Source organism: uncultured Eubacterium sp. (genome assembly GCF_945980375.1).
Classification (GTDB): Bacteria; Bacillota; Clostridia; order Oscillospirales; family Acutalibacteraceae; genus Eubacterium_R.
Genome location: NZ_CAMFQO010000002.1, coordinates 150,699 through 174,405, shown reverse-complemented (window position 1 = coordinate 174,405; position 23,707 = coordinate 150,699). Strand labels below are relative to the sequence as shown.

Here is a 23,707-nt window from a genome sequence, read left to right as displayed (position 1 = left end):
ATATAAAATGTATTACCGACGCGTTGGCAAGCGGAGATTTAAGGCAGGATATGGATCCTCGTCTGTTTGCATTTTTCCTTGACAATTTGTTAACCTCGCTTCAGTTTTCATTCACCTGCGACTACTATCGCAACAGGCTTGAAATTTACACAGGGGTTAATGTTGAAGAGCTTTCGGAGGACCAAATCGTAAAGCAGCTGCTTAAATTTATTGAGTCTGCATTTACGTTTGAAAAACAGTAACAAACTATTTTACATACGGAGGAAAATATGAGCAAGTACGTAATCACCTATGACATCGGTACAACAGGCATCAAAACCTGCCTTATCGAAATCGACAACGAAATCAAAATCCTTAGCTCCGCTACCGAGGGCTACAAGCTTTATGTAGACGACGAAACAGGAGTAAAGGGCGGAAGCGAGCAGGATGCTGACGAGTGGTGGAATGCAATGTGCGTTACCACAAAGGAAGTGTTCAAAAAGTGCAAAAAGGTAAAAAAAGAGCAAATTGAGGGCATCAGCTTTTGCTCCGCAATGCAGGGACTTGTTCTTGTTGACAGGGACGGAAAGTGTATTCGCCGTCCTATGACATATATGGATCAGCGTGCAAGAGAGGAAATCAAAAAGGGTATTGCACACGGCTTCCAGATTGCAGGTGCAGAGGTTACAAAGCTTTTGAAATACCTCAAGTACACCGGTGCTGTATCTTCATCGGTAAAGGACCCTATTTGGAAATACAAGTGGGTTGAGGCACACGAGCCCGAAAACTTTAAGAAAATATACAAATGGCTTGATGTTAAGGAATATATGATTTTGCGTTGCAGCGGTGAATTTGTTATGACAAATGACTCTGCGTTCGGCACATTGCTTTATGATACACGCAAGGGCCACGAGGGCTGGTGCAAGCCTATCTGCGATATGGTAGGTGTAAACATTGAGCATATGCCTCCAATCAAGGCAAGCACGGAAAAGGTCGGCGAGGTTACAAAGCAGGCAGCCGAGGAGCTTGGTCTTGCAGAGGGCACCGCAGTATACGGCGGCGGCGGTGACGCATCCCTTATCGGTGTAGGTGCAGGCGCAACCGAAATCGGTGACACCCACATATATTCAGGTACATCGGGTTGGGTAGGCACAGTTGTTCCGGAGCAGCTTGTAGACGCAGGTGCTATGATGGCAGCTATCGTTGGTGCCAACCCTGAAAACTACAACTACTTTGCCGAGCTTGAAACATCCAACAAATGTATGGGCTGGGTTAAGGAGCACCTTGCACTTGACGAAATCGGTGTGTTCCTTAAGAAATACGGTCACAAAAAGGACGACTTGGAGGAGCAAAGCTTTAACCTTTACGATTATCTTGAAGAGGTTATTGACAGAGCAAATCCGGGCTCTGACGGTGTAATATTTACACCGTGGCTTCACGGCAACCGTTGTCCGTTTGAGGACCCGAATGCCGCAGGTATGTTCTTTAACATTCATCTTGAAACAGGCAAAACCGAGCTTATCAGAGCTGTTGTTGAGGGTGTGTGCTTCCATATGAGATGGATGCTCGAAAGGCAGGAGCAAAAGGTTGCAAAGTACAAGAAAACAAATTCCGTTCGCTTCTGTGGCGGCGGTGCTTTGGGTGCTGCCACCTGCCAAATCCTTGCAGATATTTTGCAAAGAGATGTTGAGGTTGTGGACTCACCGCAAAACATCGGTGCCGTCGGTGCGGCAGCTTGTATCGCAGTAGGTACAGGTATGATCAGCTCAATGACCGAGGTAAAGAAGCTCATCCCTGCAAAAACTGTTTACCATCCAAACAAAGCAAACAAGGATGTTTACGACAGAAACTTTAAGGTGTTCAAAAACCTTTACAAATCCAACAAGGAAAACTTTGCAATTCTGAACGGATAAGCTTATGAAGAAAGCAACCGGCACAAAAACTATAAGGACAGAAAGATTAGTCCTGAAAAAAATTATGCCATGGAGGCTTGCGCAGGCGCAATGGCTTACTCTTCCTCAAATGGCAGAATTCAATATGGCAAAGGCTCCGTATACCAAAAAATTCACACGTGACTTTATTTGCCGTAAATTTGTAAAATACAGAAAAAAAGACTATTACTTTTGGGGTATAATGCTGAAAAATAAAATGATAGGTTATGTTGAGCTTATGCCTCATTTGGAACGTCAGTTTTATCTGAATTACAAAATAAGCCCAAGCTGTTGGAACAACGGATACGGAACAGAGGCAATATCTGCCGTGCTGGATTACTGCAAAACACAGCCTATAGATAAGGTTTACTCCAGATGCGACGAGGCTAACATAGGCTCAAGGCGATTGATGGAAAAAAGCGGTATGAAAGAAATCGGCGATGTTGAAACAAATCCAATTATCCAATACACCAACGGCGACACAGCAAAAGCATATTACTACCTAAAAAAGTATTAAACCAAATGCAACAAAAAGAATTTTGAAATACTTAACGGATAAGAAGCAGCTTGATTAAAAAAATGTCTTACTCAATTTTGAGTAAGACATTTTTTATAATATTTTATATTTATTATTTCGAGATTCTTTATGTTCAATTATCACCGGTTTAGGCAAAACTACTGTGCAATTATCCGGAATATCCTCGCACACTACACAACCGGCTCCTATTCTAACATTATTCCCTATTTTTATTCCACCGATGATTTTTGCTCCGGCACCAATAAAAACATAATCACCAATCACCGGAGAACCTGTATGTTTGCTATCATCAAAAGCATTTGAGCCAATAGTTACCTGATGTAAAATCGTACAGCCTTTACCTATTGTTGCATTTTTAGAAATAAACACACCTTTTATTCCATGTGGCATAAGTGGCACTTCTTTTATATCGGCACTCAAAGGAATCCAAGCACCGTTTTCTTTTAGAAGTTTTTTATACTTTCTTTTATAATACTTTTTCTTAAATGAGTTGCTTTCATTTAAAAGTTTTTCTCTGATTATCCAAAAATTATTAGTCTTTGCTTTCATAATGTTTAACATCAAACACATTCCTTATTTATCAGAAAATTTGTCTAAAAAGAATTGAAATTCTTTTTTTAATCCGACACCACAGGTTTTATAATGAAGTAATTGCATGTCGCACATAAATGGTTTACTATTACCCTCGACTAAAACCCATCCATTATCTGTAAGTGCTAAATCCCAACCTGCCAAACTGATTGGATAACACAGTTTGTGCATTTCATTGATCAATTCTATCAATTCATCCCAATAAGGAATTTGAAATCCCTTAAATTTGACTTTTGAATCAGGATGTACTTCAAATTGATCCGTATTTATTTCAGTATAACCGTCTGACACTACTTCTCCGGTATCAACATTTACTTCTGCAAAAATTCCACCCTGAGCAGCATTGTCAACAATTGCTCCCGTTCTTCCTGTTCTGATAATTGAATGCATTCTATGTACTTTTTCACCATCATATATTCCAACAATTCTTACAGTATTTACAGAAGATTCGTTGAATTGTTTAAAAATATCACTTTGTTCAATCCAACTCTCACAAACGCAGCCACCATAACGCAATATATTTAAAAAAACTGTTTTTGCATCAAGTTCTTTCGATATAGTGATTTTATTTACATTTCTACCTAACGAACCCAAGGTTTCTTTTACAATAAATGTTCTGTTTTTATTAGCAAAATCAACAAATTTTTGATAATCCGAAAAGTCTTTTACCTCAATAATATCTCTTTTATAAAACGGTTTGAGAGCTTCATATGTTTTCATCTTGTTTTTAAACAGTACAACTTTGTCATCAAAATCTTTTAAAGAATTATATACACATTTTTTGTATAATCCTTCTCCGCAAAATGTAGATCTAACGTTCTCATTTTCCTCATGAAAATTATACATAAAATACTCTTTATAATATGCAAATTCATATTTTTCTTTTGACTCAATTATATCACAAATTATATTTTGCATAGTTAATTCGTCTATTTGCTTATAATCAGGGAGATAGACCTCAAAAGCATTAATTAGCTCTTTATCAAATTCTTGCCAATTAATCACATTTTATTACCTCCATATAATAGTCTTTCTTTTTAAAGTATACTTTATGTTCTGTTTTTTGTCAATAAAAAGGAGTAGTAAAACTAAATTCTGAATTCTTTATGCAACATTTTAATATAATATCTAATGCTTCTTGCCACCACGGAATTTGAAATCCTTTAAAAACATGATAATTGTCTGGATGAATTATAAATCTTTTATTATATCCACAAAAAAGTTTTCATAATACCACCCTACAGCAATTCCCCTTGACTATCATTGTAAATAGGATAATTATTATGACCGGTACGAAATATTGCATTAACTTTGTTCTACTTAATCTCATCATAAAATGTAACAACTCATATTATTTTTTACATAAAAATATATATTTAGATACTTTAATAACATTATATCTTATGAAATCAATTAACTAATTAATAAAAGGAAGTGGGTTTCCCCACTTCCTTCCATTAAGTAAGACAGAATTAAAGTTCTTCGTCCTCAGTGTCAATGGCACCACCGCCGCCTGGTTTTGGTGTTGTTGATGTTGTTACAACGTCAACAACTGCGAACTTCTCGAGCTCTGCTACTGGCTTTGAGTACTTCATTCTGGTTTCACCTCCATTATGTTTATTTAGCAATCATCATATTATAAATAATAATTACTTACCACCCATAAGATTATAATTATACGCTGCCTTAGCGTATACCATCATATGATCAAGAGTATCCTTAATAGCTTTTCCTTGTTGTGCCTTTACAAATGTTTCAGCACTGTATCTAAATGTGTTTGAAATAGGGTTGCCGTTAGCATCACAAATTGTAAGATAAACCGGATCAACAAGATTTGCTACAGGAATATCGCTTGTTGTAAAGTACCATCTGCCCTTTACAACATTTTGACTGCTGGTTTTATACGGTTCAAATGACTCCGGATTATTGATTGGATCAAACCACTTAATTGTTCCATCTTCTAATTGAACCTTAATCTTAATATTGCTAATATCTGTCAATGTGTCAGTCTTTGCAGCATCAGAGAAGCTCAACTTAAAGTCTACTGAACTTTCAAGTCTAAGAGCAGCTGTTCTCCATGCAGCTTGAGGATTTTCACAAACAACATATGTCAAATTTTGAGAATTAACATAATCATCATTAGCAATCAATGGAGTTGCCCAAGACTTTTGAACATCTGTTAACTGTGAATTGATATAATCCGTTTGATTATAACTCATATAATCTTGAGCTGCAGTACCATAGTTAAGCATGTCAACAAAAAGAGTTGCAGCAGATGTTTTTGATGTTTGCTTATTCAACTGACCCATTACATAGCTTCTAACATTAACTTGAGTTGTAATTGTTCCCTCATAGGTAATTCCGTCTCTTTCAGCGCAGAATTTAACAATCATATTATCAGCCATAGTTTGAGGTGCAATCTTAGTAAATCTGAATGCCGTATTATTACCATCTACAAAGCTATCCTCTATTACTTCAGGCTTCATGTATTTGCCGGTTGAAGCATCGAACTTCTCAACCTCACACCAAACTTTATCAAACTTATTAACTGTAGTAGTCTTTGTTTTGAAGTTTACAGCAATACCTGCCGAAAGAGTAAGGTTATATGTTGTTGCACGAAGTGAACCTGTACCTACTGCAGTTCTTGTGATTGTATCTCCACACTTGCTGCAGACACCGGTTTCTGTACCGTCGTGTTCAACCTTATTCGAATCTCTGTAAGCGTCCTTATTGTATGTCCATACATACTCATGCTGACACGCTACTTCTGTCTTAGGAAGTTCTTCTGTTCTTGTAGCGCCACAGCCGTTAAATGTACATGTGAATGTCTTGATACCTGTTTCGGTTGCGGTTGGCTCCTTAGTTGTAACACCTGCATCCCATGTATGAGCTGCGCCTGTCTTGATGATGGTGTAAGTTCCGTCAGCTGTTGCTGTTGCAGGAATTTCCTTATCCCAAGCATATGTGTAATGCTGTGCATCATCATGAGTTACTGCAGGAAGCTGAGGAGCGATTACAGCAGCGCCTTCTTCATACTGAGCTGAAGAAATCTGCTTACCGTCAGCGTCTACAAATCTGATTGTGTAAGTTTGTGTTGTTGAGCCAACATGCTCGTTCTTGCCCATAAAGTCGAGCTCGGCAGTTGAAGCGTCATCATCTACCTTTGGAGCATATGTCTTGTACTCATTAACTGAACCGCCGTTAGCGATAGTGTTAAGATAGTATGTGTCAGATGCAGTGTCAATTGAGAAAGTGATTGCATTTGAGTTTACAATCTTGAACATAAATGTTGCAATGATTGCACTGTTTGTAAGAGAATACTTACCAGCAGAAGTTGCTTTTGTCAAATCAATTGCATCTGCACCTGTCTGAACGGCGAAATTTGCGTGCATAACACGCTTTTCTGCATCAATGTATGATGTTTCGCCGACAGTAGAAGTTGTATTGTAAATTGCGTTACCGCTTTGTGCAGTAATTGCTTCAAGCTTTCCAAAGCCGGTGTATGCAGCAGCGCTATCTGTATATACAGCAGGAGCCGGAGAACCTGAGTTCTTAAGGAATGCAGGCTCAATAGCGTCTGAATACTTTACGGCAATTTCTGTTGCAGAAATCTGCGAAATGTTTTCAACAAGTACAGAAATTGTAAAGAAATCACCGGTTTCATAACCACTGATAGCACCATTTGAATAGGTAAGCTCGTTTGAGTTCATACCTGTATATTTTGAAAAGTTTGCCACACTATTATTTCTGTCAACAGCGTAGTTTTTGATATTAGATGCACTGTTTGTTACAGAACCAAACTGAAGCTTGATGTTAGCTCTTGTACCGCCCGCAGCCAAAGCTGTAAGAGGGAATGAGCATACCATCATTAATACTGCCAAGAGGATTGCAACTACTTTTTTGAATGATTTTTTCATTTTATATAGTTTCCTCCGAAATTAATTTAATGTAAGTTGAGAATAAACAACGGTTTTTCTCAAGAAGGATTTGAAGATTGTGTGATCGTTCTCGTCGAACAGACCGTCACCGTTCAAATCTGTTTTGAATTTTGAATACAACGCAGCATCAGTTGAATCAAATTTGCCGTCCTTATTATAGTCTACAACACAAAGACCGATATTGTCAACGGTGATTTGGTCATAGTCGGCATTTTCTCTTGCAACGATGAGCGTAGCCTCTCTGTCAATTGTGTGTGCTGAGCTGAACACAAGTGTATATTCACCAACACCAAGACCGGTTAAGGTAAACGAACCGTCGGCATTTGTTACCGTGCTGATGTCAGTATTCTTAATTGATACTGTGATTCCGCTTGCAGGAGCAGTTGTTGCAATACCTGTAAGCTCATGAGCAATAGTAACCTCACCTGTGACATCAAACTCTGTTACCAAAAAGTATGGAGATTCGTCAGCTGTCATTGGATAAGTTTTGCCTTTGGTTTCGATGCTTGTGTCAAGGACGTAACAATCGTTAACGCCATCAAGGTATGATGCCTCGATAAAGCACACAGTAGGGTTTGTGGAAAATGCAAATACATCTGCGAAATCGCAAGAGGATGCGACTGTAACAGAAAGTGAGACCATTACAGTCCCGTTTGTATCGATTGTAGATGCATCATCACTTTCAGCAACTTGGAAAACAGAAAGAGTATTATTTTCAATTTTTTGACCGCCCAAACGCATATCATTGTGTTCATCAGCATAGGTGCTTAAAACAGAGATATCGGTAATAACGTTCGGGTCGTAGGTTGCCGTTAACTCAACTATGGAAACTGCCTTCATTCCGGAAAGAACAAGGTCAACGTAATAGGTACCGGGTTGGAGCCTGTTGCCGTCGGCTTTTTTTCCGTTTGTGCCGGTAAATGCACAGGTTAATTCTGGTGTTTCCGTGCCGAGGGTTCCTGCCTCGGCATTTGCACTAAACGGTAGTGCAAACATAGAAATTATTAAAACTAAACAAACGAATGGGGTAGTTAAGAAGCTTTTTATAGAACGTTTCATTGTGAAACCCCCCCAAAGTTCTTGTTTTTTATATGATACCCTGCAGAGAGTAAACCCCTCCGCAGAATATCATAGGACATATACTAAATCGTAATTAATTTAGTGGAATTTTAATTAAGTGTACTTGATAATAGGTAATTATGCAAGAACAGCTGAATATGCTACGCCTGTTCTTGCAATAGACTTGAACTGATCAGGAGTAATCTTAGTACCGATGTCAGTTGTCTTTGAAGCAAGTGCAATATCGGTTGAGTTAACCTTGCCGTCGCCATTATAGTCAACAGCAACGATACCGATATTAACGCCTGTAGCCTCAGCACTGAATGTAACCTTTCTTGGAACAGCATTTGCAGCCTTAACAGTTACAGTTGTAGCCACTCCGATTGGGAGTTTAATTGTGAACTGACCGTCTGCATTAGCAGTTGCAAGCAATGTCTTACCGTCGTAAATCTTAGCACCTGCAAGAGCAAATGTACCTGCAGAACCTGTGCCGTTGATAGCTTCTGTGATTGTACCTGTTACAGTATAATCTGTTACTACCTCAGGAGCAGCAAGGTTGTTCTCTGCGATAACAAGCTCTTTCTTTGCTACATATGTGCCTGAGATGTTTTCAGGCTCTGCAGCCTGAGCAACAGAAATAGCCTTTGCAAGAGCGTTTACGTAGTTAGTCCATGTTGCATTCGAGTAAATTGCATTACCCTCAGCATCCTTATTAACAAGAACGCCGTTTTCAAGTGTACCGTACTTCGGAGTACCGCTATTGAATCTAACAACACCGTTTGAAATTGCATGTGTTGTTTCATCCTCATCAAATGTTGCAACAAGGTTGCGCTTTGTTGTATTTGTTACGAAAGCAAGCTCTTTCTCAAGCTTAGCACCTTCGTAGCCACGTGGAACTACAAGAGCGCTGTACTTCTTGAACTGGTCTACTGCTTCCTTAAGCTGAGCAGATGTAGCGGTTGTTGACCAAATGTCCTTGCCGTTTTCATCCAATTCACCTGTTTTATAAACAAGTGCCTCTGCCTCCTTAGCAATCTGTACCATCTTCTCATAAGTAGCAACGTCGTAGTTGACGCTTTCCTTACCCTTACGTGTCTCGATAAGACCGGTTGGGCCTGTGATACCTGCCATAGCAGATGTATCAATGTGCTTCATTGTTTCTTGCTTATAATATGTAAGATAATCCTGAAGCTTTGCATAAATGCTACGGTAATCGTTTGTGCCGTCATTTTCCTTAGTCTTTTCATATGTCAATGCACATGTGTAAGCCCAGTTATCTGAAGCATTAACTCTCATACCGTTTGCAGCGTAGTATGCGTGGAGCTCCTTGAGGTAGTAGTCCTTCATAACTACGTTGCCTTTTTCATCCTTTGTCTCATACTGGTTAGGAGTTTGTGTAAGAGCGTTGTATGGATACTCATATGTTGTCTCATCCCATTCTCTTACATATTCAATTTCATTTACAAGGTAATAAGTATCACCTATAAGCTGAACCTTACGACCAAGCGGATCCTTGCCGTTTGTAACGTTTCCACCCTTAACAAGAACGTTAGAGCATACAGGATACTTATATGCCTTGTCTAAATAATAGTAGCCGTTACTATTATTCTTTACATAACCCTTTTCAGCAGCATACTCCTCTGTAATGTCTGTTGCAGGCATGTAAGCAGGGTCACCTGTTGTACCGGTAACCTGTGCTGTCTGAGCAGCAACAACGGTTACAGGTGCGAATTGATCTGCATTTTCTGTAGAAGGAGCGATTGCAATTTGCTTGATAACATTTGCAAACTTGTTCTGCATAGAGGTGTAGATGTTAGATGTATCTGAAGCTGCTTTATAGTCATCATAGTCTGATGGCTGATATGGGTTGATCTGCTCCTGAACACTCTCGAAGTATCTCTGAAGAGAAGCAGCACCGCTTGTGTCAGCAACGTTTACGTTAGTTGTACCAACCTCGATACCGGTTTCACCAAATGTATTGTAGCCGAAAAGGTTAAATTCATAGTTGCCTGCAGCAACAGAGTTAACCTGGTCATCAGTCTTAAGGAATACGTTATAAGTTGCTTCTGAACCTGCGAACGGAACGAAGTTGATACCGTTGATAGGTGTCTTTGCTGTTGCAGCGCCCATAGCAACAACTGCAGGGTCAACTGTAACACTTTCAACAGAACCGTCGCTGTTTCTCTCTACAGTCTTGATAACATCATTAGCTGTATCTGTTTCTGTAGAAACTGCGATGTGAGTTCTTGTATCAATGCTCTGACCGGTTGCAGCATTAGGAACCTGATCTCTTGTGTAACCTGCGTAAACAGTTACACCGTTGATATCCTCAGAGGTACCGTTGTTCCATGTACCCTCTGCTGTTACGTTACCGTTTGAGTCTACTGTGTTGATACGATAGTCAAGCTTATCCTTATTAACAACATTAATATACTCGTTGCCTGACTTCTTAACAACATTGTAGGTTACATATGCATCGCCGTTTGTGTCAGCTGCATATACACCGTTCAAATCAGGAAGAGAAACACCGATGCTGCTTACCTGCTCAGGATTTGTGCTTGAAAGTACGACGTCGGTATAAATCTGACCGCTTGTACCGGTTGGGTCAACCATGCTTGTTGAGGAATACTTAGCGCCTGAATCTGAATCGTTTGAGTCAAGAGAACCAAGCCAACCCTTATCAGGTGAGAAGTTCAAATAGCATGTAGCGATTTGATTCTGATACTTAAGTTCCTTCTTCTGGTTAGATGATGTACCCTTATAAATGTTATAAGTAAGAGTGAACTTAACTGTTTGAGGGGTACTTGGATATTCACCGTTAAGCTTAACCTTTACGCTCTTTTCAGGAGCAATAATTGTACCTGTTGGGCTATCAATTCTTACTGTTGATGAGTCTGATGTAAGGCCTGTAACCTCGATGAAGTATCTATCGTCATACTTGATAGAGTTTCCATCCCTATAGAATCTGTTAAGACCTACAGACTCGTTCTTGATTGTAAGATAACCGTCGATAGCCTTACCGTTAGCATAATCCGAACGTGACGGATCATCAACGGAAACAGATGCTGCACCGAACTTGTGGTCACGAAGCTGTGGAAGGAAGCCGTTTACAAAGTAGCTTACAGCCTTAACTGCAAACATTGCACCCTGCCAACAACCGTTGCCGCGAGTTGCGTTCTGTACATTTGCATTACCGCCGAATGCACAGAAGATGTTGCTTACCAAAATGCCAAGGATACCTGTTGCATTTGAGCCGTTACCCTTGTAGTTAGCAAAATATGTACTGCTTATCATGCTGTCGAACGGTGTGTGTGTTCCGCCCATCTCAGATGATGTAGGAAGAACGTGTGGATAAAGCTGATTTGTGAGCTTTGCACCGAATACGCTGTTTACAAGAGATGCAAGAACATCATCATAAACAAGTACGTCGATACCCTTATTCATAATAGGATCAGCAGTGAAGATTGTCAAAAGCTGGTAGATTACTGTTGTAATACCCTTTTGAGTTGTTGTGCCCTTAGCGTTTGTAATTGTGTGATCCTCGGAAATGTTAAGAATCGACTTAATTATGGTGTCATAAATAAGTGTCTTAGCATTTGCCTGTCCGGCATAATCCTCTGAACCAAACTGAAGAACGCCGATTGTAGGCCAAATCTTATTAGCGATAACACTGATGTTATCCCAAAGTGAGTTGTTCAGCTTAACGAGGCAGTTACCGTTTGCGTCAACTACACCGAGAAGAGCTGCAACACCCTTGCCATATGTCTTTGAAGAAATTGAATTGTATGAAGGCTCTGTGAACTCTTCTGTTGATGCATAGTAGCAAACTACAGAGTTCAAGATTTCAAACAATGTTGTCTTATCAGTTGCAGGATTAGACTCATATACGTTCCAAACTGCGCCTGACTTTGTACGACAAGGTACGACTGAATTCAAAAGATAACCTACTGCATCACGAGCCATTGTAAGAATAACGTCGCCGTAGAGATCCTTTGTGCCGTTGCCGTCAACATCAATGTTAGCCTCGTATGTGCCGTTTGTTGTTGTAACGAGCTGATCGTAATCCTTGCTTGGAAGTGAGAATGAAAGATATTCTCTAAGTACTACGTATGCAACACCCTCTGCATCCTTAGCCATATCAAAGTCTGAATCGTGGATGCTACGTGTGCCTGCGATAATCTTGATGCAGGAAACGAGGAGAGGAATCATAGCCTCTTCAAAGTTTGCTTCTGTAAGATTTGCAGATGTTGTCTTATCGGTAATACCATGGTTATGATAGAAGCCGTTAAGAATGTTAGCATCTGCTGCGTTTGCTGCATATTCGAAAATCTTGCAAGCATTAGAAACAAGTGTCTTTGCTGTGTTAAGCGTTGTTGTTGATGCGCCTGTCAATGTAAGCTCAGGACGAACAAGGTTTGTTGTAACCTCATTGTTTGTACCGAGACCGATGTTAGCTGAATCAGGGAACAAGTCCTTAACAGCAGCTACAAGAGCATCGTTAAGAGCTGCAGGTACATTTGCATAATCTGTCTTACCGTCAACATAATCGTCCATAAATTTTGAAAGGTTCGGGAAGCCTGTCTGCATAATGTAAAGGTTGATAGGACCTGTCTGCATATTGAAGAGCTTATCTGCAAGAGGGCTGTAACGAAGCTTACCGAAGAGGATGCTTTCTCTTCTACCCTCCGCTGTGTTATAGTCGTTGCTCTTTGAAACGTCTCTCCAGTTGTACTTAGGATCGGCAACTACACCTCTTTCGTATTCAAATGTACGTCTTACCTTTTGAGTAAATTCTTCTGCGTCTGCGCAGTTATAAGCTGCGTAATTAGCAGCTGCATAAGCATTGAACTTTTCCCAAGTGTAGTTGTTTTCCCAATTATCCTTGTCAACAAGGCCTTCGCCTGCCAACCAGTAATAATAGTTGTTATCAAAGTTTCCGCCGTGACCTTCATACCAATCCATGCTGTTGTTAACACGCATTGTTCTGATAGTCGGCTTAAGTGTTGTTTTCCAAACGAGTTTGAGTGCCTCATCTACGATGTCGTAGAATGTGCTGTCTACGGTAATGGAAAGTGCTTCTTCTTCTGTAGTGCCGTTAACACCGTATCTGAAGAGGTAAATCATACCGTTGCCGTTCTTGTCGTATCTAAGGTTAGGGTCAAAGCCGAGAGCCTTTGATGCTTGGATAATGTTTGCATCTGTTGGTGAAAGGTTTCTGTCCTCAAGCCATGCCTTAATCTTTGAGTAACGGGTCTTTGATGAATCGGTTGGATTGAAAACAGTGTTTCCTTCCGCATCTACGTCCTTTTCAAGAGCGTATGTCATTTCTACGGAAATCTTGTTCATAAACTCTGATGTGAGCTTTGCAAGAAGCTGCTCATCAAAGTTCCATTTTGTTCCGCCTTTACCCTGAAGGTATGACCGGAAGTTTTCAACCTCCTGCTGTGTGAACCAGTTAGTCTTTGTAAGAATAACCTGTGCAAGGATATTGTATACAAGGTTTGACTGATAGCCGCTCCACATATTAAGTCCGCCGATGCCGCCGATAATGCCGTAAACATCAACGATACCGCTGAGGATTGAGCCGAGGTTCAATTTACCCTTAATGAATTGTCCGATTACGTTGTGGTTTGTTCTCCTTGATGATGTATCATCATTAGAGTTCCAATAAATTGTTTCTGCAAGAGCCATAACGATGGTCTTTGCGTCATTTACAGCACGATATGACTTACCGCACTTTGAAACTACATATGCTTGATCTGTTGAGTATTTAAGTTCCTCACCGATTGGGTTAAGATAGATATTCTTGATATCACCGCCAAGAGTATTCTTGTACTGGTTAACAAGGCCCCATACCTGACCTACAAGGTCAAGAAGACCGTCCACACTATCGATGTAACCTTCGATATCAATCTTGATTACAACGTAGTCCATGTGAACGCTGAGCGGAGCAATGCCTGCTTTACCAAGTGTATCATCAACCCAGTCAAGAAGAGCTTCACAGGTCTGATTGTCTGTAGTCTCTGCCCAAGTCATAAAGTTTGCTGCGAGGTTCTGGTCGTGTGCATCGTCTGTTGACTTAGCGTATGCTGTAACAACGCTTGTGAAGGTAGATGCAGCCATAATGACAGCCAAAACCGTTGCAACAATTTTACGTGCAAAGATTTTAGATTTTTTCACTTTATTAAATTTCCTCCATTTATAATTACGATAATGAATCACCGTTTACGCCCCTGTCACTTTCTCTGACCACGTTGCAAGGCCTCGCAACAGAAAGAAGGAATAACTCCTGAGATGTAAATTTTGAACTGCGATGACACATTTCACGCAATATCATTAAAGCACATTTATAATAAAAAATCAAGTCTATTAACATATTAATAACATTATAGAAAATCGAGTCGATTTTTGTTAATTTTTTCGTAACAATTTAACAAGAAACAAAATTTTCTTTTGTGAAAAATGCAAAAATTCTGAAAAAATATATTGATTTTTTTAACGGCTTGATGTAATATTTCCTTAAAAGTTCACAAATTGTTTACAATGTTTTTACAATTTATCAAAAAATTTTTATGGAAAATTTGAAAAACACAACAGGTTGTGGACAAAAGTTTTTTTAACAAAATTGAACACAAAATCGGCTGATTTTTAAGCAAAAAATCATATGTCAAATTCGGTGAAAAAAGTCGTTTTATCATATGTTTGTTAATTATTAGTTATAATTCGTTAAAAAATTATTGACTTTGCGTTCTTTATTTGTTATAAATAAACTTGGATATTGTTCGTGCATAGGGGTATTCTGCGCAAAAATACCAAAGCGAATGCAAAAATGCTCCTATGATTCCGCTTACGGCTGTAAAGGTTGTTGCTTTACACCCTTTGCCGTAAAATCATTAACAGAAAGGGAGAGATGATTATGAAAAAAGCGAGCAAAAAATTACTCAGCTTCTTCTTAGCTGTGGTAATGGTTGTTACATCATGCTCTGTCGGCTTTACCGCTTTTGCAAAAGAGCCTCAGGACACCTATTGGAATGATGTAACAGAGGCTGATGAAGCATTTGATGCCATCGGCGAAATCGTTAACATTGCACTTCCGTTGATTCTCGGAATTAATGTTAGCGGTAAAACAATCGGTCAGCACCTCAATATGACCGACGAGCAGATCAATTCTGCTACCCTACAGACCGTCATTGAAAAGGCAAGTCCTTTACTCGGCGGATTACTCGGTGCAATATCAACACCGGATCTTAAAGAGTTTATTATCGGACACCCGGAGGTAACCGGAATAAGCTCAGGTGGTTCCTACAAGGTACCGGATCCTGATAATCCGAGCAAAACTATCACCAAAAAGGCTAAAACTTGGCAGGATAAGTACTACGATTACTTTGCTTACCTGAACGAGCCAAGCAAGGACGGTGCACCTACATTCATCGAGCTTTACACCTTCTGCGAAAACAACAAGGACAGCTCAAACGATGAGGTTAAGGCATATTGCACAAGCACACTTGAAAGCCTTAATGCGCTTCTCAAAAAGGCAGTTGATGCCGAAGCTGCATACGAACAGGAATTCAATATGTTTGAGGCTATATTGAAGGTTCTTGTACCAAAGGTTCTCAGCACCACTGCAAGCACATATGCAGACGGCAAGGCATTAACTTACCCTGTAAGTGTTGACCCTGCAGTAATCGGTGCAAAGAAGATCAAGTCTTCTCTTAGTGTTAAAGACCCAACAGACGATACACAAAAAACAAATTACAAGCTACCTGCAAACGTTGCTATTGACGACCTCACAAAAAGCGAATCATTTACATCACAGAATTTGACCGATTTGAGCGGTTACATTCAGGCAGCAGTAAATTATGCAGACAAAAAGCTCAAGTCTGTCGGCTTTAGTAAGGACATCAAAACCGTCAGCGAAGCAGTTCTTTACTTCTACGGTTATCCATCAGGTAAAGACAACGGTTCAAAGCTTTTGTCTACTACCAGCGCTTTCCTTATCCACCAATACAATGTTTCTTTGTTCGGTGCAAGAACAGGTATAAACTACTATACAGCTATTGAATACATTCATCTTGCAGAGGAAGGCGGAAAGTGCATCAGCACAAAGAAGATAGGCGGAACCACAGACCTTACAAGCAGCAACTACGAAACCGTTCTTAAGGAATGTGTTACTGCATTAAAGGACAGCGGTGACCCAAGATATGCAGGCTATCAAGAGGGAGTAAACGAATACTACTTCTTTGCTAAGGCTGTATTTGATTGCCTTAACGATACCAACTCACAGGAAGTTGAGATGCAGACATCAACCTCTGCCAAGAACTACATAAAGAACGAAGCATTGGGCTCAACATCATACGATGCAATCAACATTGCAAACCTTATTGAAGCAGGCGTATACAAGGATGTTGATTCCGCTAAAAAGGCTATCAACGATGCGAAGATTACCGACGAGCAGTACAATAAGATTATTGACAAGGCTGTTGAACTCAGCAAGTCAGGTGCGAAGGACGAAGATGTTCAAAACGGTGTTCGCAGCTACATTACATCAAGCGAGCTTGGCCTTTCAGATGCTGCAAAGTATTTCTTCGGTACATACTACGGCACAATCGGTACGGAGTTCCAAGACTTTGTAACAAACATTTCAAAGTACCAAGACCTTGACGGAAAACCGTACACAAGAGAGCAATACCTTGAAAAGGCAAAATCCTGGAAGACATATAAAGGCTCTACCGGAAGTAAGCTTATGTACATCTCTACCGACGGTCAGGAACTGAACCCTGTTGATTGGTTCAACCTTATCGTTTCAGGTGTTATGACAAACCTTGAGATAGGCGTAGGCGGCACAACAAATACATCTTCGGCTGTTGTGGCTGTTTCAAGCCCAATTTACGACCACGAAGAAGTTTTAAGAAGCAATGCTGTTAAGAAGGCAATGGAGGGTGTAAGCTACAGCTACGAAGACTTCAAGATGTCTAATGCTGTTCAAACTTACTATGACAACAAGATTGCCGAGGATTCTATCAACGCAGTTAACGATGCGCTTAATGCTATCGTTAAGGATGCATTGGATCCTTCAACACAGCTCGGCGGTATCATCGGTACAGCTATCAGCGGCTTGATGGAATCAACCATCGTTCTTTACAACGATAAGAACACAGGTCTTGTAAACAACATTTGGCTGAAGCTTTACGAGGCACCTATGGAAACAGTATTTAACATTCTTCCGGTGCTCGTAATCCTTGTTGAAGAGGTTGTATCACCGATGTTGATTAACGGTGAGGGCGACGAAAGATACCGTGCTCTTGACGCAATCTTTGAAAACCTCGGCATTACACTTACTGCACAGCCTAATCCGGGTCAGTTTGAGCTTCTCAATACCGATATTGGAATGGTAATGTCATCATTTGACCTTAACAAGATTCTTCCGGGACTCCTTGCTTACCTTAAGGGTGACGTTGCAAAGGCAAAGGAAATCTGCGGTACATATGATGATTTCCTCAACGGCGAATGCAAGATTGACAAGGAAACCTACAAGGATAAGGTAGACGGCAATACAATTATGCTCCTTGGTGTATACAAGGTCGATAAAGCTCTTGCAGGCCTTGATCTCAGAGCAGAGCTCGGCAAGAAAATGGATGCAACTGCTGCCGACGGTGTATACGAGCTGATTATGGAAATTGTCGGCTTTACTTACGACGCTGTTACCGAATACCTTGCAGAGTGCGAGGCAGATCCTACCCATAAGGATTACAGATACAGTCCTTACACCGACGGTGACTATGTAGTTACACAAAAAGGACTTAACAACATTGCAATTTCTCTTCCGAGACTTATTGACAAGATCGGTAAGAAATTCATTACTAAATATAATGTAGACTCTGACTGGACATTTGTATATCAGGGCAAGCTTGATCTTACAAAGGTTAAGACCTTCAGAGACGGCATAACAGTAACCCAGTACTACAATGCTCCTCTTGAAGCATTTAAGGAAAAGGCTGTTTACGACGATGCAAAGACTAATGCGGCAGAGGTACTTGACCTGTTTATGGAAGCATTCACAGGCTCATGGATCAACGCACTTATTGACTTCGTTAACGACACTATCAGCACATCAAACAAGCTTACAGACAACCTTGCACTTGTTGCAGGCTTGCTCAATTCTCTCGGCGGCTTTGGCGAGAAGAGCATTCTTACCGATGTATTCAACGGCTTGTTTGACCTTACAAGACAGGACGAAGCAACATTTACATTTGAGGTTCAGAATCCTACAAAGGGCTTTGTCGGATTGTCAAAGCAGACAGGATACTTCCTCATTTCTAACATTGTATTTGACAGTGGCAAGAGAGGTATTATTCCTCTTGTTAAGGGCATTGTAAGCTCTATGAATAACAATTCAGGTTCTTCAAACAGCTCAGGCTCAACCGCAACAAATACAACAACAGAGACTAAAAAGCCAACTCTTGTTACATCATCAAAGATGAACAAGAAATACAACGCAAGCGCTGTATTGACCAAGAAAAATATTGGTGCTGCAGACGCATTGCTCGAAAAGCTTGATAAAATTCTTGCATCTCTCCTTGATAATGCTTCACTCAATGATTTCACTTTGAATTCAAATGAAAACATTCTTGCAGGTGTTCTTACAGCTGTATCAAACTACATCGGTGAAAAGAACACAAGCGCATTGCTCGATTTGCTTGATTCTTACCTTCAGGTATTTGACACAACAGCAAAGGACGGCAAGGTAAACGCAAGTGAAGTTTATACAAGCAAAAACCTTTCAAATATAGTAATTAATACTTATACATTAATAGAAGCTATCGCTACACAGCTGTTCTACGGTGACAACGGCTTCCTAAAGAACGGTGATCCTAACCAGATTATTGTCGGTGCTATCAGCGGTCTTATTTCTCCGGATGCCCTTTCGGTAAGAGTTTCCGAACGTCCTGCAAAGGACCTTGCAGGCAAGGCATCATGGAAGGATGTCAACGAAGTTCACTTTAGCGTTGTTGACGGTGACAAGAAGAGCTTCTACGATGCACTTGGCGAATCATTGTCAACAGTTGCTGCGGTTTTTGGTGCAGTTCTTACATACAGCTACACCGATTCAAGCAAGACCGACAACCTGTATTCAGGTGTTATTGAGCCTGTACTCAGTGCTGTTGCAAAGCACACAGGCGCATCGGGCGTACTTTCAGGCGCTGCCTTCAATGCACTTGACGGTCACGACCAGCTTGTAAAGGGTATTCTTACCCCGCTTGCAAACATCCTTTCACAGTTCTACAAGGCTCCTGCATCATTCCTTGTAAACCTTGTAGGCTCGTTAGGCGATATACTCAATGACGATGCTGTAACAAGCATTATTAACAACGTTGCAGGCATTGTAAATAATGTATTCGGCGGACTTGCTAATATTTTGGGCGGAGCCGATATGCTTAACGCTCCTTCACTTGTTAAGTTTTTGGGTATGGCTCTCAGCTCAAAGACAAACCTGTTTACAGCAGACCTTGAGTTTAAGATTAATCTTCCTAAGAAGGACGTAATAGTAACTCTTCTCAGAGGCATCAACATTGGCAGCCTCAACAAGAAGCTCGGCGAAATCATCGCCCTCAAGTCTATTGATTGGAAGGCTCTTGCAAATGCAGACACTGCAGGCAAAAAGCTTCTCCTCATCTTCAGCTACCTTGTTGACGTATTGCTCAGCTCACCTATCATTCTCGGATTGGTTAAGGAGGCAGCTCCGGAGCTTGTTAAGGTTCTTGAATCACTTTCACCTGCACAAATCCTTAACATTGTAAATTCAATCCTTGAGGTTACTCAAAGCCCAACCGAAGTATTCTGGACCTTTAAGGAATACGCAGGCAAGATTACAAACACATTTGTATATCCTAAGGGCATCACAGCAGCTGAGGCAGACGAGGCTGTTGACAACCTTGACCAGCTTGTAAAGAATGTATTCCCTCTCCTTAAGGATTTGGGTGTACTTGATTACGAGGATCTTCCACAGCTTGTAGGCTCTCTTCTTTACAAGAACGAGCTCCTTACAAAGCTTGCAACTACCGTATACGGTGGCATTTACGAAGCAGCAAGCAATGCAGAGCTCACCGATCTTCTTAAGAGTATCGGCCTTGATCTTTCACCTGCAGGTATTGCAAACATCCTTATGGATGAAAGCTACGGCAAGACCTACTCTTCAGCAGCAAAGAGCTTGAAGAAGGCAAAGAGCTGGAGTAAGGTTAAGAAGATCAACTGGGGCTTCAAGGATGGCTCTGACAAGGCCCAAATCGGCTTTATCAACGCACTTGCAGCTATCCTTCGTCCTATCAACGGCGTACTTTCAGTATTCCTTGCAGAGGGCAAGGGCTTGAATACAGCTCTTACCGACGATGAAAAGAAGGATATCATTAACATGATTAATGATATCAATGTTGACCTCGAGTCTGTTGGCGGCATCAAGCAAGAGGATCCGTACGGATGCGACCTCAAGCTTGGCATCAAGAACGGTGTGCTTACACTTGTTATTGACAGCAACGGCAGCGACAAGGATTCAACATTTAAGCTCAACATCACAAATGTTGCAACAACATTGCTCAACGAGCTCAGCTCGGGTAATTCTAACGCAGGCTTCGGCACAAACGGCTACGAAAATGCAGTTATTCCTATTCTTGAGGCATTCCTTCGTGAAGACCTTATGACCTATGACGAATATGTATCTGCATATAAGAAAGCAAAGGATAACCTCCTCATCAACATCTTCAAGCCAATCATCAGCTTGGTTGATGACGTGCTTGCAGCTCCTGCAAATACATTGACAGCTATTCTTCCAAACCTTGCATACTTCATTGACAGCAACGGCTTGACACAGGCAATAGGCAATCTTCTTGCTCCTATCACAGCAAAGAACGGTGTGCTCGGTATCCTTAAGAGCAACGGTCTTGACGTTGACAAGCTTATTGAGGCAATCGCCGGCAAGCCACTTGGCGAGGTTGTAACAGATGCACTTGGCATTAATGTTAAGCTTAACCTTACATTAACCGACCTTTCAAAGTGCAACATTCAAGACATTGTTATTCCGCTTGTAAATATGCTGCTTAAGAATAACAATATCAAGATCAAGATTCCGGCATTCACCTTCGCTCAAATTGCATCACACGGCAAGATTGTTACTGCTAAAAGTGCTGCAAAGAACAGCAAGGGTAAGTATCAAAGATTGATGGTTAAGGCTGATAAGGGCGAAATGTTTGTAGCTCTTCTCAGATACGTAGGCGATGTTCTTATCAAGAACGCAACTGCACTTAACAAGCTCCTCAGCGGTATCGACGCTATCAAGAAGAACAAGACAATACGTGACATCCTCAGCTGTGTATTCTCTTCATTGAAGGTTGCAAACAAGGATGACATCGTAAGAGCAGTCTTCTACTTCCTGACTCAGCACGGTGCACAGGATTCATTCTTCGATTACAGCAACTTCATTTCCAAGAATTATGACTTCTCATTCGGCAATATGGATGAGAAATTCTGCAGACAGCTTGCTCCAATGCTTGACGGCTTGATTGGCGGCTTGCTTGCAGACAAGGGCGGATTGCTCGGACTCCTTAGCGGAATGATTTACACAGATGACATCATCAGTTCTATCGCTTGCGGTCTTTACGGCGCAATTGACGGTGTAAACATTGATGGCATCGGCTCACTTTCAGCTCTCCTTGCAAAGACTGACATAGACTTTACAGCTTCAAACGTTGCAAAGCTTCTTACAGATAAGAATTACGGTAAGACTTACGACCAGGCTGCAAGAGTAATTGCAAAGGCAGGCAGCTGGAAGAAGGTTAAGAAGGAAGACCTCAAGTGGGGTGTTAAGGACAGAGAAACATTCCTTGGTGCTCTTACAGCAGTTCTTCGTCCGGTATTCGGTGTACTTGATGTTCTTTTGAACAACGGTAACCTCAACCTCTTCAATATTGTAAGCGTTCCGGGCTCAAACGGATACACATCATTCATCGTTCCTCTTCTTGAGGCATTCGGTGTATACAACATCAAGACCCAATACGATTACAGAATGGATATGGAAAAGGCATATGACGCAATCCTCCTTGACATTCTCAATCCTCTTTGGGATAAGGTAGAGGATATTCTCAATGCACCTATCGAGATACTTGCAGACATTCTTCCTAACCTTTCACTCTTCTTTGCAAACAACGGTTTGCTTCAGTTGATTGATAACCTTTTGACTCCGGTATCGGCATTGCTCAATGCAGTTAAGCCTATCATCAACGTAAACGTTCTGCTTGACGTACTCGGTGTTGATCTTAACGCATTGCTCGGCAAGATCGGTGTTAAGGCAAATGTAAAGGTTGATGTTTACAATCTTCAGGCTACTCTTGAACCACTCATCGGTTCTGAGAACGTTGTATCTCTCCTCAACGGTATTCTTGGTGTAATCAAGATTAAGGGACAGCCGCTTGGATTAGAGCTTCCTGAAATTGATTGGTTCCGTCTTGCAAGCCACGGTAAGGTTTATGTGGCTACATCACAGGTTGCAACCTTCGGCACAAGAATTGCCGTTCAGGCAGATCAGGATGAAACTCTCATCGCTGTACTTAGATTCTTGATAGACACAATCAACTACAAGAATAACTACGACACAATCGTTAACCTTGTATCAGGTCTCCTCGGCGGCGCAGGCGACAGCATCTCCGGCGTAATCGATCAGGTTCTTGGTATGCTCAAGGGCGATTCAGACACAGTTATCGAAAGCCTTGTAGAATTGCTTCAGTCATTCGCAGGCTAATAACTAACAACAAACAAAAAGCATCTCCTTAGGGGATGCTTTTTTGTTGCAATAACGCAGGAAAATATTATTTAAGTTTTTTTGTATATACCCTTGTATATTAGCAGAAATTTTAGTATAATATTTTCATATATATCTTAATACTCGGTGGTGAAAAAATGCTCGGAAAATATGTTAGAGTCAAGATAGAGCATCCTATCGGCTCAACCAACGAAGCGGGCTACACCTATCCATTAAACTTTGGCTCTGTATACAATACAGAAAATCAGGATGCATTTGTTATGGGCATCCATCATCCTGTCAAAAACTTTGACGGCAGAGTTATTGCAATGTTAAGCGATAAAAAGAACAATCACTTTATTTGGATTGTCGCGCCTAAAAGTACCCGCTTCATAGTAAACGACATCAAGCAGTACATTGATGTTGAAAAGGACTTCCCTACCTACAGGCTTGAATGCCTGTACGAATTCAGCTGCGGCGCTGTTGTGTTTAGGGACATCAAGGGCGAGGTTAGGTACCTGCTCATAAAGAATAATCGCTCGGCACATTGGGGCTTCCCCAAAGGACATATTGAGCCCGGCGAATCTCCGCAGGAAACTGCGTACCGTGAGGTGCTTGAAGAAACCGGATTGCACATCAATATTATCGATGGGTTCAGTTGTATTTCAAAATACAAGATTCGTGAAAAAATAGACAAAATGGTTACCATTTTTGTAGGCACAACGCAGGACACCTCAACCGTTATCCAAAAGGAAGAAATTGAGGATTACATTTGGCTGACCTACGAAAAGGCAATGAGTCTTTTGAAATTTGAAAATGACAAAAACATTTTGTCAAGTGCATATGAATTCTTAAACGAGAACAATATTATATAGGGTGATTT

The 23,707-nt window shown here is 40.9% G+C and carries 11 protein-coding genes; 5 read left to right on the top strand and 6 right to left on the bottom strand.

Going from position 1 to position 23,707, the window contains the following annotated elements; all coding sequences use genetic code 11:
* The 3 genes from Q0P34_RS01680 to Q0P34_RS01670 all read left to right on the top strand — a co-directional run.
* On the top strand, positions 1-242 hold a 242-nt coding region (locus Q0P34_RS01680; RefSeq protein ID WP_294951930.1), incomplete at its 5' end, for a hypothetical protein.
* A 27-nt stretch (positions 243-269) separates the two neighbouring features.
* On the top strand, positions 270-1,892 hold the full coding sequence (locus Q0P34_RS01675; protein WP_294951927.1) for an FGGY-family carbohydrate kinase: 1,623 nt from the start codon (positions 270-272) through the stop codon (positions 1,890-1,892).
* Positions 1,893-1,896: 4 nt separating this feature from the next.
* The gene (locus Q0P34_RS01670; protein ID WP_294951924.1) at positions 1,897-2,427 is read left to right on the top strand and encodes a GNAT family N-acetyltransferase; all 531 of its coding nucleotides are present in this window, start codon (positions 1,897-1,899) and stop codon (positions 2,425-2,427) included.
* A 93-nt stretch (positions 2,428-2,520) separates the two neighbouring features.
* On the opposite strand, the gene Q0P34_RS01665 is transcribed toward Q0P34_RS01670, so the two are convergent.
* From Q0P34_RS01665 to Q0P34_RS01640, 6 genes are all read right to left on the bottom strand, one after another.
* Positions 2,521-2,997: a serine acetyltransferase gene (locus Q0P34_RS01665; RefSeq protein ID WP_294951921.1), complete on the bottom strand. Its 477-nt coding sequence runs from the start codon at positions 2,995-2,997 to the stop codon at positions 2,521-2,523.
* Positions 2,998-3,021: 24 nt separating this feature from the next.
* Entirely contained in the window at positions 3,022-4,044 is a 1,023-nt protein-coding gene (locus Q0P34_RS01660; protein ID WP_294951917.1) for a sugar-transfer associated ATP-grasp domain-containing protein, read from the bottom strand.
* A gap of 467 nt (positions 4,045-4,511) precedes the next feature.
* Positions 4,512-4,634 carry a hypothetical protein gene (locus Q0P34_RS01655; protein WP_294951916.1) on the bottom strand — a complete coding sequence of 41 codons (123 nt, stop codon included), beginning with the start codon at positions 4,632-4,634 and terminating at the stop codon, positions 4,512-4,514.
* 54 nt (positions 4,635-4,688) lie between these two features.
* Positions 4,689-6,956 carry a hypothetical protein gene (locus tag Q0P34_RS01650; protein ID WP_294951913.1) on the bottom strand — a complete coding sequence of 756 codons (2,268 nt, stop codon included), beginning with the start codon at positions 6,954-6,956 and terminating at the stop codon, positions 4,689-4,691.
* A gap of 21 nt (positions 6,957-6,977) precedes the next feature.
* Positions 6,978-8,036, bottom strand: coding sequence for a carboxypeptidase-like regulatory domain-containing protein (locus tag Q0P34_RS01645; RefSeq protein ID WP_294951911.1), 1,059 nt, complete (start codon positions 8,034-8,036; stop codon positions 6,978-6,980).
* Between the two features lie 138 nt (positions 8,037-8,174).
* Positions 8,175-14,216 (bottom strand): hypothetical protein, encoded by a 6,042-nt coding sequence (locus Q0P34_RS01640; protein WP_294951908.1) that lies wholly within the window; start codon positions 14,214-14,216, stop codon positions 8,175-8,177.
* A 736-nt stretch (positions 14,217-14,952) separates the two neighbouring features.
* Between Q0P34_RS01640 and Q0P34_RS01635 the strand changes: the two genes are divergently transcribed.
* Both Q0P34_RS01635 and Q0P34_RS01630 read left to right on the top strand, forming a co-directional pair.
* Positions 14,953-22,824, top strand: coding sequence for a hypothetical protein (locus Q0P34_RS01635; protein ID WP_294951906.1), 7,872 nt, complete (start codon positions 14,953-14,955; stop codon positions 22,822-22,824).
* A gap of 158 nt (positions 22,825-22,982) precedes the next feature.
* Positions 22,983-23,699, top strand: coding sequence for an NUDIX domain-containing protein (locus Q0P34_RS01630; RefSeq protein ID WP_294951902.1), 717 nt, complete (start codon positions 22,983-22,985; stop codon positions 23,697-23,699).
* Positions 23,700-23,707 lie beyond the last annotated feature (8 nt).

Bases quoted from the DNA above. Each gene is read 5' to 3' on its own strand.
- Q0P34_RS01650 (WP_294951913.1), bottom strand. From the start codon at position 6,956: ATGAAAAAATCATTCAAAAAAGTAGTTGCAATCCTCTTGGCAGTATTA.
- Q0P34_RS01665 (WP_294951921.1), bottom strand. From the start codon at position 2,997: ATGAAAGCAAAGACTAATAATTTTTGGATAATCAGAGAAAAACTTTTA.
- Q0P34_RS01645 (WP_294951911.1), bottom strand. From the start codon at position 8,036: ATGAAACGTTCTATAAAAAGCTTCTTAACTACCCCATTCGTTTGTTTA.
- Q0P34_RS01630 (WP_294951902.1), top strand. From the start codon at position 22,983: ATGCTCGGAAAATATGTTAGAGTCAAGATAGAGCATCCTATCGGCTCA.
- Q0P34_RS01635 (WP_294951906.1), top strand. From the start codon at position 14,953: ATGAAAAAAGCGAGCAAAAAATTACTCAGCTTCTTCTTAGCTGTGGTA.
- Q0P34_RS01670 (WP_294951924.1), top strand. From the start codon at position 1,897: ATGAAGAAAGCAACCGGCACAAAAACTATAAGGACAGAAAGATTAGTC.
- Q0P34_RS01675 (WP_294951927.1), top strand. From the start codon at position 270: ATGAGCAAGTACGTAATCACCTATGACATCGGTACAACAGGCATCAAA.
- Q0P34_RS01655 (WP_294951916.1), bottom strand. From the start codon at position 4,634: ATGAAGTACTCAAAGCCAGTAGCAGAGCTCGAGAAGTTCGCAGTTGTT.